This is a genomic window from Bacillus ectoiniformans, from assembly GCF_016908875.1.
In the GTDB taxonomy this organism is placed as follows: Bacteria; Bacillota; Bacilli; order Bacillales; family Domibacillaceae; genus Bacillus_BX; species Bacillus_BX ectoiniformans.
This window is the reverse complement of sequence record NZ_JAFBES010000001.1, coordinates 111,026-126,741: the sequence shown is the minus strand read 5'-3', so window position 1 is coordinate 126,741 and position 15,716 is coordinate 111,026. Positions and strand designations below refer to the sequence as shown.

Sequence of the window (15,716 nt, the reverse complement as noted above, 5' to 3'; positions counted from 1 at the left end):
ATGAAGCAGTGAGATGTAAAAATGAAAGTTTTAGAATTGCCGTGGAGGTGGCCGTATGCCGTTAACGCCGTTAGATATACATAATAAAGAATTTAGCCGTGGGTTTCGTGGATATGATGAAGACGAAGTAAATGAATTCTTGAACCAGATTATTAAGGACTATGAATTAATTATTCGGGAAAAGAAAGAGATTGAAGATCAGCTGAACGCCCAACAGGAAAAACTTGGCTATTTTACAACGATCGAAGAGACATTAAACAAGTCGATTATTATCGCTCAGGAAACAGCGGAAGATGTGAAGCGGAACGCTCACAAGGAAGCGAAGCTTTTGATCCGCGAAGCGGAAAAAAACGCAGATCGGATTGTAAATGAATCTTTATCTAAAGCGAGAAAGATTGCTGTGGAGATTGAAGAGTTGAAAAAGCAGTCTAAAGTATTCCGTACTCGGTTTAAAATGCTGATGGAAGCTCAATTAGATCTTTTAAGCAATGATGATTGGGATACGTTGATGGATTTTGAAGTAGACGCTAATGAATTAGAGAAATTAAGCGAAGAAGACAGGTAAACTTGACGAACGAGTCTGCAATTTTTATAATTGTACTATTACGAATGAGCCTATAAATGAAAAACGATGATAGGGACAGTACATTTATTCACTTTTTTTAGCGAGTCAGGAGCTGGTGGAAGCCTGGCAAAAGGAATAAATGGAAGATCACCCTGGAGTACTCCTTTTGAACATTTTCTTATAAGTAGAGGGGAGCGCATCATTCACGTTACGAATGATTAAGTGAACAGGCGCAATCTGTCTGTTAATCAGGGTGGTACCGCGGGAACCTTCTCGTCCCTTATTTTTGGGATGAGAAGGTTTTTTTGTATTCATTTTTAGTTGCATCGAGGATTAAAAAATTTAGGAGGATCATGATGGAATATAAAGATACGCTATTAATGCCAAAAACTGAATTTCCGATGCGCGGGAATTTACCTAAGCGCGAACCAGAAGTGCAAGAAAAATGGAACGAGATGGATATTTATAAAAAAGTACAGGAGCGCACGGAAGGCAGACCGATGTTCGTACTTCATGACGGACCTCCATACGCCAATGGCGATATTCATATGGGCCATGCCCTGAACAAAATTTTAAAAGATTTTATTGTGCGTTATAAATCAATGAGCGGCTTTCATGCTCCTTATGTGCCGGGCTGGGATACTCACGGATTGCCAATTGAGCAGGCGCTGACGAACAAAGGCGTTAAGCGAAAAGAAATGACTGTGGCTGAATTCCGCAAATTATGTGAAGAATACGCGTATGAGCAAGTTGACAGCCAAAGAGAGCAATTTAAACGTCTGGGTGTTCGCGGAGATTGGGAAAACCCTTATATTACCTTAAAGCCGGAATACGAAGCGCAGCAGATTAAAGTGTTCGGAGATATGGCGAAAAAAGGCTATATTTACAAAGGCCTTAAGCCGGTTTATTGGTCTCCATCAAGCGAATCAGCTCTAGCTGAAGCAGAGATCGAGTATCAAGACAAGCGCTCTGCATCCATTTATGTGACATTTGATGTGACAGATGGAAAAGGCGTGCTTGAAGAAGGCACAAAATTTATTATCTGGACGACAACGCCATGGACAATTCCTGCCAACCTGGGAATTTCTGTGCATCCTGAACTGACGTATGTAGTCGCTGAAGCAAATGGCGAAAAATACGTGGTAGTAGAAGATCTTTTAGAAGAAGTAGCTTCTATGACAGGCTGGGAAGCGCCAGAAGTAACGAAAAAAGTGAAAGGTGCAGAGCTTGAATATGTAGTAGCTAAGCACCCGTTATATGACCGCGATTCCCTTGTTATGCTGGGTGAGCATGTAACAACAGATTCAGGTACAGGCTGTGTGCACACGGCACCTGGACACGGGGAAGACGATTTCCTTATTGGGAAGAAATATGGACTTGACGTACTATGTCCAGTGAATGACCGCGGTGTAATGACAGAAGAGGCGCCTGGATTTGAAGGGCTGTTTTACGATGAAGCGAATAAACCAATTACAGAGAAGCTTAAAGAAGCAGGCGCTCTCTTGAAGCTCAACTTCATCACTCATTCCTATCCGCACGATTGGCGCACGAAGAAGCCGGTTATTTACCGTGCAACGGCTCAGTGGTTTGCCTCAATTGATAAATTCAGAAGTGAACTTCTTGAAGCGGTAAAAGAAACGAAGTGGATTCCTTCTTGGGGCGAAACGCGTCTGTTTAATATGATTCGTGACAGAGGCGACTGGTGTATTTCCCGTCAGCGTGCATGGGGTGTTCCGATTCCGGTCTTTTACGCGGAGAATAATGAACCGATCATTACCGATGAAACAATTGCTCATGTGTCTGCAATGTTCCGTGAGCATGGATCAAATATCTGGTTTGAAAAGGAAGCAAAAGACTTGCTGCCGGAAGGATTTACACATCCGGGAAGTCCAAATGGCCAGTTCTCTAAAGAAACAGATATCATGGATGTATGGTTTGACTCAGGATCTTCTCATCAGGCTGTGCTGGAAGAACGTGACGACCTTCAGCGTCCGGCGGATCTTTACCTAGAAGGTTCGGATCAATATCGCGGCTGGTTTAACTCTTCTTTAACAACAGGTGTGGCTGTAACAGGAAAAGCGCCATATAAAGGCGTATTAAGCCATGGTTTTGCTCTTGATGGGGAAGGGCGCAAGATGAGTAAGTCTTTAGGAAATGTAGTCGTTCCTTCTAAGGTTATGAACCAGCTTGGCGGAGATATCCTGCGTCTTTGGGTAGCGTCTGTGGATTATCAAGCAGATGTGCGTGTGTCAGATCCAATCTTAAAGCAAGTGGCTGAAGTGTACCGTAAGATCCGCAATACGTTCCGATTCTTGCTAGGAAACCTGGCTGACTTTACGCCAAAAGAGAATGCGGTGCCGTTTAATGAACTTCGTGAAGTGGATCAGTTCATGATGGTGAAGCTGAATGATCTAATTAAAGAAGTGCATAATCACTATGAAAATTATGAGTTTGCAGCGATCTATCACGCGGTTAATAATTTCTGCACGGTTGATTTAAGCTCGTTCTATCTTGACTTTGCAAAAGATATTCTCTACATTGAACCGGAAAACCATGAAGATCGCCGTGCGATTCAAACCGTTCTTTATGAAACGCTGCTTGCATTAACGAAGCTTTTATCTCCAATTCTTTCTCATACAGCAGACGAAGTATGGGCATACGTTCCAGAAGTTACTGAAGAGAGCGTACAGCTGACGGATATGCCTGACTATCAAGAGCTTCCGAAGGCTGAAGAATTAAAAGTGAAGTGGACAAAATTCATGGACCTTCGCGACAATGTGTTAAAAGCATTAGAAGAGGCCCGTAATGCTAAAGTCATCGGTAAATCATTAACGGCTAAGATCGTATTGTTTGTGAACGATGAAACGAAAGAACTGTTAGACTCAATTAATGAAGATTTAAAACAATTATTTATTGTTTCTAGCTTTGAAATCGGCGGTTCAATCGATGAAGCTCCTGAACAAGCATTAAAGCTTGAACGCGCAGCTATTGTGGTTGAAAAAGCCGAGGGTGAAACTTGTGAGCGCTGCTGGATTGTTTCTGAGGAAGTAGGACAGCACGCGGATCATCCGACACTTTGTCCTCGATGCGGCAATGTGGTGGCAGAACACTATACTGAAGTGTAAGCCGATGTATATGGAGCAGTAAGAATTGACTGGAGGTTAGCGTGACTGGTGCTAACCTCTTTTCACCGTAATGGTCAATTATTCACGCATGAATTTCATTGAATTGAGGTGCCTGAATGTACTATGTACTGGCGTTATTTGTAATATTGCTTGACCAGTGGACAAAGTGGCTGATCGTAAAAAGCATGGAAATTGGAGACAGTGTGGAGGTTATAAAAGATTTTCTCTACATCAGCTCACACCGTAACCGAGGAGCTGCGTGGGGAATGCTTGAAGGCCAATTTTGGCTTTTCTATTTAATAACAGTTGCAGTTGTCATTGGAATTGTTTATTATATGCAAACGCAAGCGAAACATAATCCTCTCATGCAAAGCGCTCTTGCCTTGCTTTTAGGAGGAGCGATTGGAAATTTTATCGATCGATTATTTCGCAAAGAAGTAGTTGATTTTATCAACACTTATATATTCAGCTACGATTTTCCGATTTTTAATATTGCAGATGCCGCGCTAACCATAGGAGTGGTATTATTAATGATTGCAATGTTTATAGAAGAACGGAAAGAAAAGGAGAAATTGAATGGAAAAAATGGAGCACAACATACTTGAAGAAGAAGCGGGCGCAAGGATCGATAAAGTAATTGCCGGCTTAAATGAAGAATGGTCACGGACACAAGTACAGGATTGGGTGAAAGAAGGGCATGTGACAGTAAACGGCCGTTCAGTTAAGCCAAATTATAAATGTCAGTCTGGAGATCAGCTGGTTATTACTATGCCAGAACCAGAACCGCTGGATGTAGAACCGGAAGAAATGAATTTGGATATCTATTATGAAGACAGTGACGTACTGGTTGTTAATAAACCTCGCGGGATGGTCGTTCATCCTGCACCAGGTCATTTGTCAGGTACCCTTGTCAATGGTCTAATGGCGCACTGTAAAGATTTATCTGGCATTAATGGTGTGATGCGTCCCGGGATTGTTCACCGTATTGATAAAGATACTTCGGGGCTCTTAATGGTCGCTAAAAACGATTTAGCCCACGAAAAACTTGTGCAGCAATTAGTTGATAAGTCTGTCACAAGAAAGTATAAAGCGATTGTTCACGGTGTCATTCCTCATGATTATGGAACGATTGAGGCGCCAATCGGCAGAGATCAAAAAGACCGCCAAAGCATGACGGTCGCAGATAGCGGCAAACATGCAGTCACTCATTTCCAAGTGATCGAACGTTTTAAAGACTTCACGTTAGTTGAATGTGTGCTTGAAACAGGAAGAACACATCAAATTCGTGTCCATATGAAGTATATTGGTTTTCCTCTTGCCGGCGATCCGAAGTATGGTCCGAAAAAAACATTAAATCTTAATGGACAGGCTCTTCATGCAGCCATCCTTGGTTTTGTTCATCCGAGAACGGAAGAATATTTAGAGTTTGAGGCGCCACTGCCGGAAGAATTCACGCAGCTTTTAAAATATTTGTCGGAAAGTAATTGACAAACATATAAATAGCAGGTAATCTTGTATAAGTTGAATATGACCTTTAAAAACAGTCCCGTGAGGCTGAGAAGGTATCGGATAATTAGCTAGAATACATGTCTATGTATTTTGTTACGGCTTAATTCTGCCCTCTCACCTATACGGCGAGAGGGCTTTTTTTGCAGGAAAGTGTGTGAGGTGATTAAGTTGGAAAAAGCAGTTGTTTTAGATGAACAAGCCATTCGCAGGGCATTAACAAGGGTCGCCCATGAGATTCTCGAAAGAAATAAAGGGGTCGAAAATTGTGTCCTCGTCGGTATTAAAACGAGGGGAATTTATTTAGCGAAACGCTTGGCAGAACGCATTAAACAGATCGAAGGCCAGGAAGTTCCGGTTGGAGACTTAGATATTACATTATATAGAGATGATTTAACGATTAAAACAGCAAACAAGGAACCGGAAGTAAAGGGTTCAGATATTCCAGTAGATTTGACAGGCAAGTCTGTCATACTTATAGATGATGTTCTTTATACAGGAAGAACCGTTCGTGCGGCGATGGATGCAATTATGGATCTCGGCAGACCATCAAATATTCAAATGGCTGTCCTTGTAGACAGAGGTCATCGGGAACTTCCGATTCGCGCGGATTACATTGGCAAAAACATTCCATCTTCAAGCAGTGAAAGAATCGTTGTAACACTGCAGGAAGTGGATTCTAAAGATCAAGTCAGCATTCATGAAATGTAAATAATGCTCTTTTAATCAGGTCCAGAGAGGCCGGCAAAGAGGAAACGAAAAGTGCAGCATGACCCGAATGAATACGGGAATCAGTATGCATGAACAACCTCTTTGTACCATTTCAGCGTACAAAGAGGTTTTTTTATAAAGATGACAAATGAATAAACAACCTTTTAATTATGTCCAGAGAGGCATACAAGGGTGATCGCAGGCAGCATTACAGAGGACTTCTTCAAGTTTGCCGCAATCAAAACACCCTTGTGAAATGGGTGTTTTTTTTTATGAAAATGGAGGAGGAATAACGATGGTAGAAAATTTAGTTTCAATTAAGGATATGCATAAAGATGAAATTCTGTTAATATTAATGCAAGCAAAGAAGTTTTCTCAAGGCGCATCATGGCAAGCGGGCAAGCAAACGTTTGTGGCCAACTTATTTTTTGAAGCAAGCACCAGAACAAAAATGAGCTTTGAAGTGGCTGAAAGAAAACTTGGGCTTGATGTCATTCCTTTTGAAGCAGGAAGTTCAAGCGTTCTAAAAGGTGAAACACTATATGATACAGTTCGCACGCTTGAGTCCATTGGTGTCAATGCCGTCGTTATTCGCCACGAAGAGAATGAATATTACAATCAGTTAATCAATAAAGTGAACATCCCGGTTATTAATGCAGGGGATGGCTGCGGCCAGCACCCTACACAGTGTCTCTTAGATCTATTCACCATCCAGCAGGAGTTTGGAAGGTTTGAAGGATTGAAAGTGGGAATTGTTGGAGACATCAGACATAGCCGTGTGGCGCGGTCAAATGCCGACGCTCTCAGGAAGCTTGGAGCGGATGTTCGCTTCGCGGGTCCATCAGATTGGTTTGAGGAAGAGTACATAACTGCCGGTGAAGTGGCTGATATAGATGAACTGATTGAAGAAGTAGATGTGTTAATGCTCCTGCGAATCCAGCATGAGCGTCATGGCAGCGAAAGCGCGATGACAAAAGAACAGTATCATCAGCTGTTCGGTCTGACCATTGAACGTGAAAAACGCATGAAAGAGAACAGTATTATTATGCATCCGGCCCCTGTTAATCGCGGGGTGGAAATAGCGGATAGTTTAGTAGAATGTGAACGTTCGAGAATCTTTAAACAAATGGAAAACGGTGTATACGTAAGAATGGCTGTATTGAAAGAACTACTTGAAGGAGGAATGACAAATGAGCTGGCTATTAAAAAACGGAAAACTTCTTAATGAGAATGGGGAACTGATTCAGCAAGACATTCGAGTACAGGGAAAACACATCACTGAAATGGGAGCCGATCTTGAAGAGAAGGGCGAGGAAATCATTGATGTGAAAGGCCAGCTGATCGCACCTGGACTGATTGATTTGCATGTACACCTTCGCGAGCCTGGCGGAGAGAAAAAAGAAACGATTGAAACGGGTACAAAGGCAGCAGCGAAAGGCGGCTTTACCACAGTGGCTGCCATGCCTAATACGAGGCCGGTACCGGATACAGAAGAGCATTTAACAAAGCTAAATGAAAGAATTAAAGAAACGGCTCAAGTTCGTGTCTTGCCCTATGCTTCTATCACGATAAGAGAAGCGGGGAAAGAAATGACTGATTTTGCAAAATTGAAATCAGCTGGCGCCTTTGCTTTCACGGATGACGGCGTAGGTATACAAGAAGCCGGTATGATGTACGAAGCCATGAAGCAAGCGGCAGACCTTAATGCAGCTGTAGTCGCTCACTGTGAGGACAATTCATTGATCTACGGCGGCGCTGTGCACGATGGCCAATTTGCCAAAGAAAATAACATAAAAGGGATTCCCTCCATTTGTGAATCTGTACATATTGCAAGGGATGTATTAATTGCTGAAGCGGCAGGATGCCATTATCATGTCTGCCATATCAGCACGAAAGAATCGGTTCGGACGGTGAGAGAAGCGAAAGCAGCCGGCATCCGTGTGACGGCTGAAGTGACACCGCACCACTTGCTTTTATGCGATGAAGATATTCCGGGGCGTGACACCAATTATAAGATGAACCCGCCTTTAAGAAGCAGGGCAGATAGAGATGCGCTGATTGAAGGTCTTTTAGATGGAACGATCGATTTCATAGCAACGGATCATGCGCCGCATACAGCGGAGGACAAAGCAGCTGGCATGGAGAAAGCACCATTCGGCATTGTCGGATTGGAAACAGCTTTCCCTCTCATGTACACACATTTTGTAAAAAATGGAAAAATGTCATTGAAGCAGCTGGTAGATTGGATGACGATCAAACCAGCTAACGCTTTCGGCTTACCATATGGAAAATTAGAAGCAGGAAGTCTTGCTGACATTGTATTGATTGACCTTGAAAAAGAAAAAAAGATAGATGCAAAAGAATTTGTTTCCAAAGGAAAAAACACTCCATTCGGCGGATGGGCATGCAGCGGATGGGCAACGGCAACATTTGCAGAAGGAAAACTTGTATGGCAGGAAAGGAATGAAGCATAAATGAAGAAACAGCTAGTATTAGAAGATGGAACAATCTTTATCGGAAAAGGTTTTGGAAGCGATAAGGATACAACAGGCGAGATTGTATTTACAACAGGTATGACCGGCTACCAGGAAGTGCTGTCAGACCCTTCATACTGCGGTCAAATTGTGACATTCACTTATCCTTTGATCGGCAACTACGGCATTAACCGTGATGACTTTGAAACGATTCACCCGGCAGTTAAAGCGTTAATTGTGAAAGAAGCAGCAGAATATCCATCTAATTTCAGAAGCGAAATGACACTGGATGCTTATTTAAAAATGAAAAATATCCCGGCGATTGCTGGAATTGATACGAGAAAGCTGACAAGAATTATCCGTGAGCACGGAACGATGAAGGGTGCGATTGTGTCCCTTGAGGAAGATGCAGAAAGCTTGATCCACCGTTTGCAAGCGACTGTGCTGCCAAACAATCAAGTATCACAAGTTTCCACAAAATCGGCTTATCCAAGCCCAGGCCGCGGCCACCGTGTAGTATTGATGGACTTCGGCATGAAGCACGGCATTCTTCGAGAGTTAAACAAACGCAACTGTGATGTCATTGTTGTTCCTTACGATACAACAGCAGAAGAGATTATGCAGTTTAATCCGGACGGCATTATGCTGACGAACGGACCGGGAAATCCAAAAGATGTTCCGCAGGCGATTGAAACGATTCAGCAATTAATCGGCAAAGTTCCGATATTCGGCATTTGCCTTGGTCATCAGCTCTTTGCACTTGCATCTGGAGCAGACACCTTTAAGTTGAAGTTTGGTCACCGCGGATCGAATCATCCTGTGAAAGACCTTGAAACTGGAAAAACAGCGTTAACCTCTCAAAACCACGGATACGCGGTTTGTGAAGAATCTATTAAAGAAACGAACTTGAAAGTCACTCACGTGGCGTTAAACGATGGCACTGTGGAAGGACTTGCTCATAAAGAATATCCGGCCTTCACAGTTCAGTATCACCCTGAAGCATCTCCAGGACCGGAAGATGACAATCAGCTATTTGACAAATTTATCAACATGATGAAAGCGAACGCAGGAAAGGAGCTTCAAAATGCCTAAACGTACAGACATTAAAAGCATTCTAGTGATTGGATCAGGACCGATTGTCATCGGTCAGGCAGCTGAATTTGATTATGCGGGGACACAGGCTTGTCTCGCCTTAAAAGAGGAAGGGTACCGAGTGATCCTGGTAAACTCCAATCCGGCAACTATTATGACAGATACAGAGATTGCAGATGCCGTATACCTTGAGCCGCTGACTTTAGAGTTTGTGAGCCGCATCATTCAAAAGGAACGCCCAGATGCCGTTCTTCCGACACTTGGAGGCCAAACGGGATTAAATATGGCAGTGGAGCTTGCTAATGCGGGAGTTTTGGAAGAATACAATGTTCAAGTATTAGGAACAAAGCTGTCAGCCATCGAACAAGCAGAAGACAGAGATCTGTTCCGTCAATTGATGAATGAATTAAATGAACCAGTACCAGAAAGTGAGATCATTCATAACCTTGAAGAAGCCTTTGCTTTTGTTAAACAGATTGGCTATCCAGTGATTGTCCGTCCAGCTTACACGCTTGGAGGCACTGGAGGGGGCATTTGCTCTAATGAAGAAGAGTTAGTTGAAATCGTAACAAGCGGTTTGAAATACAGTCCAGTAACACAGTGTTTGCTTGAAAAAAGTATTGCTGGCTTTAAAGAAGTTGAATATGAAGTTATGCGTGACTCCAACGATAATGCCATCGTGGTTTGTAACATGGAAAACATCGACCCAGTCGGCGTTCACACAGGCGATTCTATCGTAGTTGCACCGAGCCAGACGTTAAGCGACCGTGAATATCAGATGCTTCGCAACACATCTTTGAAAATTATTCGCGCACTAGGGATTGAAGGCGGCTGCAACGTTCAGCTGGCACTCGACCCGCACAGTTTTCAATATTATATTATCGAAGTAAATCCACGGGTGAGCCGTTCATCTGCATTGGCTTCAAAAGCAACAGGATATCCAATTGCGAAACTTGCGGCAAAGATTGCTGTAGGGTTAACATTAGATGAAATGATGAACCCGGTAACAGGCAAAACATACGCATGCTTTGAACCAGCTCTTGATTACATCGTATCGAAGATCCCGAGATGGCCTTTTGATAAATTTGAGTCAGCGAACCGTACGCTCGGCACTCAGATGAAAGCCACTGGGGAAGTAATGGCTATCGGACGCACATTCGAGGAGTCGATCTTAAAAGCTGTCCGTTCACTAGAGAGCGGCGTGAGTCACCTTGGACTTGATGAACTGAAAGAGAAGGAAGACGCTTTTATTGAGAAGCGAATCAGAAAAGCTGGCGATGAACGCCTATTCTATATCGGAGAAGCGCTGCGCCGCGGGATCACGATTGAAACTTTGAATGAATGGTGCGAAATCGATCTATTCTTCTTGAAGAAATTCTCGAATATTATCGAGTTTGAAAAAGAAGCAGCAGCGAATCCTTTTGTGCCGGAAGTTGCTAAAGAAGCGAAAGAAATGGGCTTCTCTGATGAAACCTTAGCTAAACTATGGGGAGCGTCTGAGAAGGAAATCTATGACTGGCGGAAAGAAAATAAAATTGTGCCGGTATTTAAAATGGTAGATACATGTGCAGCTGAATTCGAATCTGCGACTCCATATTACTACGGAACGTATGAGGATGAAAACGAGTCGATCGTGACAGACCGCAAAAGTGTCGTGGTGCTGGGATCCGGACCAATTCGAATCGGTCAAGGTGTTGAATTTGATTATGCAACAGTGCATTCAGTATGGGCGATTAAAGAGGCTGGATATGAAGCGATTATTGTCAACAATAACCCAGAAACAGTTTCAACGGATTTCAGTATCTCTGACAAACTATACTTCGAGCCGCTGACAATCGAAGATGTCATGCACATCATCGACTTAGAACAGCCGGAAGGTGTTGTCGTGCAGTTCGGCGGACAAACAGCTATTAATCTAGCAGAACAGCTTGTGGAACACGGAGTGAAGATTTTAGGCACGAGCCTGGAAGATCTTGACCGTGCAGAAAACCGTGACAAATTTGAGCAGACATTACAAAGTCTTGACATTCCGCAGCCGCTCGGAAAAACAGCTTTTTCAGTAGAAGCAGCGGTGGAAATTGCGAACGAAATCAGCTATCCGGTGCTGGTGCGCCCGTCCTATGTACTTGGGGGACGTGCAATGGAAATCGTGTATAAAGAAGCAGAACTGCTTCAATACATGGAAAACGCGGTTAAAGTGAACCCGGATCATCCAGTGTTAATTGACCGTTACCTTACGGGAAAAGAAATCGAAGTGGACGCGATCTCTGACGGAACGAATGTCGTGATTCCTGGCATCATGGAACACATCGAACGTGCCGGAGTTCACTCAGGTGACTCGATCGCCGTGTATCCGCCGCAGCAGCTGACACAGGAGCAAAAAGATCAAATTGTTGAGTATACAGTTAAATTGGCTAAAGGACTGAATATTGTCGGCTTGTTAAACATTCAATATGTCATCTCAAAAGGTGAAGTGTATGTGTTAGAGGTAAATCCTCGTTCAAGCCGGACTGTTCCGTTTTTAAGTAAAATCACGAATATCCCAATGGCGAATTTAGCTACAAAAGCGATTCTTGGCCACTCTTTAAGTGAGATGGGCTATTCAACAGGGCTGGCTGAAGAAAAACAAGGCGTGTTTGTGAAAGTGCCAGTGTTCTCATTCGCGAAGCTGCGCCGAGTTGATACCACTCTTGGCCCTGAAATGAAATCAACTGGAGAAGTCATGGGGAAAGATACAACAGTAGAAAAAGCGTTATATAAAGGTCTAGTAGCCTCCGGGATGAAAATTCCAACGAAGGGCTCTGTCTTAATGACGGTAGCTGATAAAGATAAAGTGGAAGCCATGGTGCTAGCTAAGAGATTCCATAATATTGGCTTCCAGCTGATGGCCACACGAGGAACGGCTGAGTTCTTAAATGAAGCAGGCATCCCGGCTATGACAGTAGCAAAAATTGGAGCCAAAGGGCCGGATATGCTAGATATCATTCGCAATGGCCAGGCTCACTTTGTCATCAATACATTGACGAAAGGAAAACAGCCAGCGCGTGACGGGTTCAGAATCCGTCGTGAAACAGTCGAAAATGGTGTGCCATGTTTAACTTCACTAGATACAGCAGAAGCGATCTTAAGAGTGCTTGAATCAATGATCTTCTCTGCAGAAGCTATGCCAAAGCCAGACTTTGTTTCAGAAATTGAGGCGGTGCTTTCATGATCAAAAAAGAGCTCATGAAAGTGACAGCCCAAGAACAAATTGCTCATAATATTTACAAGCTCACCCTAGAGGGTGAGCTTGTGCAAGAGATGAACGAACCTGGCCGGTTCGTTCATCTTAGAGTAAATAACCAAATGATGCCGCTGTTGAGACGGCCGATCAGTATTGCAGAGATCGATCAGCCAAACAGCCGATTTACTATGATTTATCGGGCAGAAGGAGAAGGCACTAGTCAGCTTGCAGAGAAAAAATTGGGCGATTCGATTGATGTGCTCGGTCCATTAGGAAAAGGCTTTCCAGTAGAAGAGGCAGCTTCTGGGGAAACGGCGATTTTAGTAGGAGGCGGGATTGGCGTGCCCCCATTATATGAGCTGTCTAAGCGGTTAAATGAGCGAGGAGTGAAAACCATTCATGTGCTCGGTTTCCAAAACCGGGAGGCAGCTTTTTACCTCGATGAATTTGAAGAGTTTGGAGAGACATATGTGGCAACAGTAGACGGATCTTTAGGGACAGAAGGTTTTGTTACCGACGTAATCCGAGAGAATGGCCTTGAAGGGGACGTACTGTTTTCATGTGGCCCTATCCCTATGCTAAAAGCGCTGGAAGAACTGAATTTTACCAAAAAAGGATTTATTTCCTTAGAACAGAGAATGGGATGCGGCATTGGCGCATGTTTTGCCTGTGTATGCCATACCCAGGATGACCCAACCGGGACAGACTACCGAAAAGTATGCAGCGATGGACCAGTATTTCCAATTGGGGAGGTGGCACTATGAAGCGATTGATCACACAGCTTCCTGGGCTTGAAATGAAAAATCCGGTTATGCCGGCATCAGGCTGTTTCGGTTTTGGACGTGAATACAGTGAGCTATATGACCTTAGTACACTAGGTGCCATCATGATTAAAGCAACAACCGAAGAAGCAAGATTCGGAAATCCAACACCGCGTGTGGCGGAGACACCAGGCGGGATGTTAAATGCGATTGGCCTGCAAAATCCTGGACTTCAAAAGGTGAAGGAAAACGAATTAACCTGGCTGGAACAATTTGATGTGCCGATTATCGCGAATGTAGCCGGCTCACAAGTTGAAGATTATGTAGAAGTCGCTAAAACGATCTCAACCGCCGAAAACGTACACGCCTTAGAACTAAATATTTCTTGTCCGAATGTGAAAACAGGCGGAATAGCTTTCGGTACCGTTCCGGAAACAGCAAAGGAACTGACGAAAAAAGTGAAAGAAGTATCCGAGGTGCCAGTGTATGTGAAATTATCTCCAAACGTCACCAACATTGTGGAAATGGCTAAAGCCGCAGAAGACGGCGGAGCAGATGGGTTAACGATGATTAACACCTTGATCGGCATGAGGATCGATATTAAAACCGGGAAGCCGATTCTATCCAACCGCACGGGCGGCTTGTCAGGACCTGCCGTCAAACCTGTTGCGATCCGGATGATTTATGAAGTCAGCCAAGCTACCAGCTTGCCGATCATTGGCATGGGCGGGATATCAACAGTAGAGGATATTATCGAGTTTTATTATGCTGGCGCCAGTGCCGTAGCGATTGGAACCGCCAATTTCGTGGATCCTTTTATCTGTCCAACGCTAATAGATCAGCTAGACCAATATTTAATAGACAACCATATCGACCATATCAGTGAATTAACAGGAAGGAGCTGGAACGCGAATGGAAAGAGAACCTATCATTGCTCTTGATTTTGCCACATGGGAGGAAACTGATCAGTTTCTTGCACTTTTTCCTGGTGAATCTTTATTTGTTAAAGTCGGGATGGAGCTATATTTACAAAATGGACCGATCATCATTGAGCAGCTCAAAAAGCAAAACCACCGAATTTTTTTGGATTTAAAACTTCATGATATTCCTCATACTGTCCAAAAAGCCATGAAAGGACTCGCAAGTCTCGGCGTCGATATGATTAATGTGCATGCAGCAGGCGGCAGACGAATGATGGAAGCGGCCAGAGAAGGACTTGAACAAGGAACGAATGGAAAACGGCCGATCTTGCTCGCGGTCACTCAATTAACTTCCACCTCTGAAGAACAAATGCAAAATGAACAGCTGATTCCGGTAACGTTAGAAGAATCGGTTCTTCACTATGCCCAAACGGCGAAACAATCAGGCTCTGATGGAGTCGTTTGCTCAGTGCATGAAGCCGGAAGAATTAAAGAAGCGTGCGGTACTGACTTTTTAACGGTAACGCCAGGTATTCGCTTGAAGGATGATGCGGCACACGATCAAACACGCATTGCTGATCCGAAACAGGCAAGAGAATTAGGCTCAAGCTTGATTGTCGTCGGCCGTTCCATTACGAAGTCCAGCCAGCCGCTTGAATCATATCAGCACGTAAAACAGCTATGGGGAGGCACACAAAATGCTTAATAAAGAAATTGCTAAACAATTATTAGAAATTAAAGCTGTATTTTTACAGCCCAATGATCCTTTTACATGGTCTTCAGGTATTCAATCACCGATTTATTGCGATAACCGTTTAACACTTTCTTACCCGGTGGTGAGAAAGACGATCGCAAAGGGCCTTGTGTCCTTGATTGAAGAACATTTCCCAGAAACAGAGCTGATTGCTGGCACAGCTACTGCAGGTATTCCTCATGCGGCATGGGTCAGTGATTTAATGGAATTGCCGATGTGCTATGTCCGCTCTAAAGCAAAAGCGCATGGAAAAGGCAATCAAATTGAAGGGAAAGCAGTACCTGGTACGAAAGTAGTTGTAGTGGAGGATTTAATTTCTACGGGCGGAAGTGCAATTACTGCGGTGGAAGCTTTGCGGGAAGCAGGCTGTGAAGTAGTTGGCATTGTTTCTATTTTTACATATGAACTCAAAACAGGCATAGAGAAATTAAAAGCGGCGGATGTGTCATCTTATAGCTTAAGTGATTATTCTGCATTGATTGAAGTTGCAAGAGACATGAATTATGTAGAAGAAAGCGACATAGCAACTCTTAAGAAGTGGCAGGAAAGCCCTGAAAACTGGGGATAATCTTCTTTCATCAACTA

General features: G+C 43.6%; 13 protein-coding genes and 1 other annotated feature. All 13 genes read left to right on the top strand.

Annotation, left to right across the window (positions count from 1 at the left end; translation table 11 throughout):
* Positions 1-55 precede the first annotated feature (55 nt).
* The 13 genes from JOC78_RS00625 (at position 56) to pyrE (ending at position 15,699) form a co-directional block, all read left to right on the top strand.
* Positions 56-565, top strand: a complete 510-nt coding sequence (locus JOC78_RS00625; RefSeq protein ID WP_204552013.1) for a DivIVA domain-containing protein — start codon at positions 56-58, stop codon at positions 563-565.
* 57 nt (positions 566-622) lie between these two features.
* Positions 623-849 (top strand) — a binding site (T-box leader).
* A 72-nt stretch (positions 850-921) separates the two neighbouring features.
* Positions 922-3,690: an isoleucine--tRNA ligase gene (gene ileS, locus JOC78_RS00620; RefSeq protein WP_204552011.1), complete on the top strand. Its 2,769-nt coding sequence runs from the start codon at positions 922-924 to the stop codon at positions 3,688-3,690.
* A gap of 116 nt (positions 3,691-3,806) precedes the next feature.
* On the top strand, positions 3,807-4,295 hold the full coding sequence (gene lspA, locus JOC78_RS00615) for a signal peptidase II (protein WP_204552009.1): 489 nt from the start codon (positions 3,807-3,809) through the stop codon (positions 4,293-4,295).
* Positions 4,267-5,178: an RluA family pseudouridine synthase gene (locus JOC78_RS00610; RefSeq protein ID WP_204552008.1), complete on the top strand. Its 912-nt coding sequence runs from the start codon at positions 4,267-4,269 to the stop codon at positions 5,176-5,178. Before lspA ends, JOC78_RS00610 begins: the two co-directional genes overlap by 29 nt.
* 189 nt (positions 5,179-5,367) lie before the next feature.
* The gene (pyrR, locus tag JOC78_RS00605; protein ID WP_204552893.1) at positions 5,368-5,907 is read left to right on the top strand and encodes a bifunctional pyr operon transcriptional regulator/uracil phosphoribosyltransferase PyrR; all 540 of its coding nucleotides are present in this window, start codon (positions 5,368-5,370) and stop codon (positions 5,905-5,907) included.
* Between the two features lie 295 nt (positions 5,908-6,202).
* On the top strand, positions 6,203-7,132 hold the full coding sequence (locus tag JOC78_RS00600; protein WP_204552006.1) for an aspartate carbamoyltransferase catalytic subunit: 930 nt from the start codon (positions 6,203-6,205) through the stop codon (positions 7,130-7,132).
* Complete coding sequence (locus JOC78_RS00595) at positions 7,098-8,381, top strand: dihydroorotase (protein ID WP_204552004.1); 1,284 nt, start codon at positions 7,098-7,100, stop codon at positions 8,379-8,381. Before JOC78_RS00600 ends, JOC78_RS00595 begins: the two co-directional genes overlap by 35 nt.
* Entirely contained in the window at positions 8,382-9,473 is a 1,092-nt protein-coding gene (locus JOC78_RS00590; RefSeq protein ID WP_204552002.1) for a carbamoyl phosphate synthase small subunit, read from the top strand.
* Positions 9,466-12,684 carry a carbamoyl-phosphate synthase large subunit gene (gene carB / locus JOC78_RS00585; protein WP_204552000.1) on the top strand — a complete coding sequence of 1,073 codons (3,219 nt, stop codon included), beginning with the start codon at positions 9,466-9,468 and terminating at the stop codon, positions 12,682-12,684. Before JOC78_RS00590 ends, carB begins: the two co-directional genes overlap by 8 nt.
* Positions 12,681-13,460 (top strand): dihydroorotate dehydrogenase electron transfer subunit, encoded by a 780-nt coding sequence (locus JOC78_RS00580; RefSeq protein WP_204551998.1) that lies wholly within the window; start codon positions 12,681-12,683, stop codon positions 13,458-13,460. Before carB ends, JOC78_RS00580 begins: the two co-directional genes overlap by 4 nt.
* On the top strand, positions 13,457-14,398 hold the full coding sequence (locus JOC78_RS00575) for a dihydroorotate dehydrogenase (RefSeq protein ID WP_204551996.1): 942 nt from the start codon (positions 13,457-13,459) through the stop codon (positions 14,396-14,398). Before JOC78_RS00580 ends, JOC78_RS00575 begins: the two co-directional genes overlap by 4 nt.
* Positions 14,370-15,083 carry an orotidine-5'-phosphate decarboxylase gene (gene pyrF, locus JOC78_RS00570; RefSeq protein ID WP_204551994.1) on the top strand — a complete coding sequence of 238 codons (714 nt, stop codon included), beginning with the start codon at positions 14,370-14,372 and terminating at the stop codon, positions 15,081-15,083. Before JOC78_RS00575 ends, pyrF begins: the two co-directional genes overlap by 29 nt.
* A complete protein-coding gene (gene pyrE, locus JOC78_RS00565) occupies positions 15,076-15,699 on the top strand; it encodes an orotate phosphoribosyltransferase (protein ID WP_204551992.1) in 624 nt (207 codons plus the stop codon). The genes pyrF and pyrE overlap by 8 nt, the downstream gene beginning before the upstream one ends.
* The last annotated feature ends 17 nt before the right edge of the window (positions 15,700-15,716 follow it).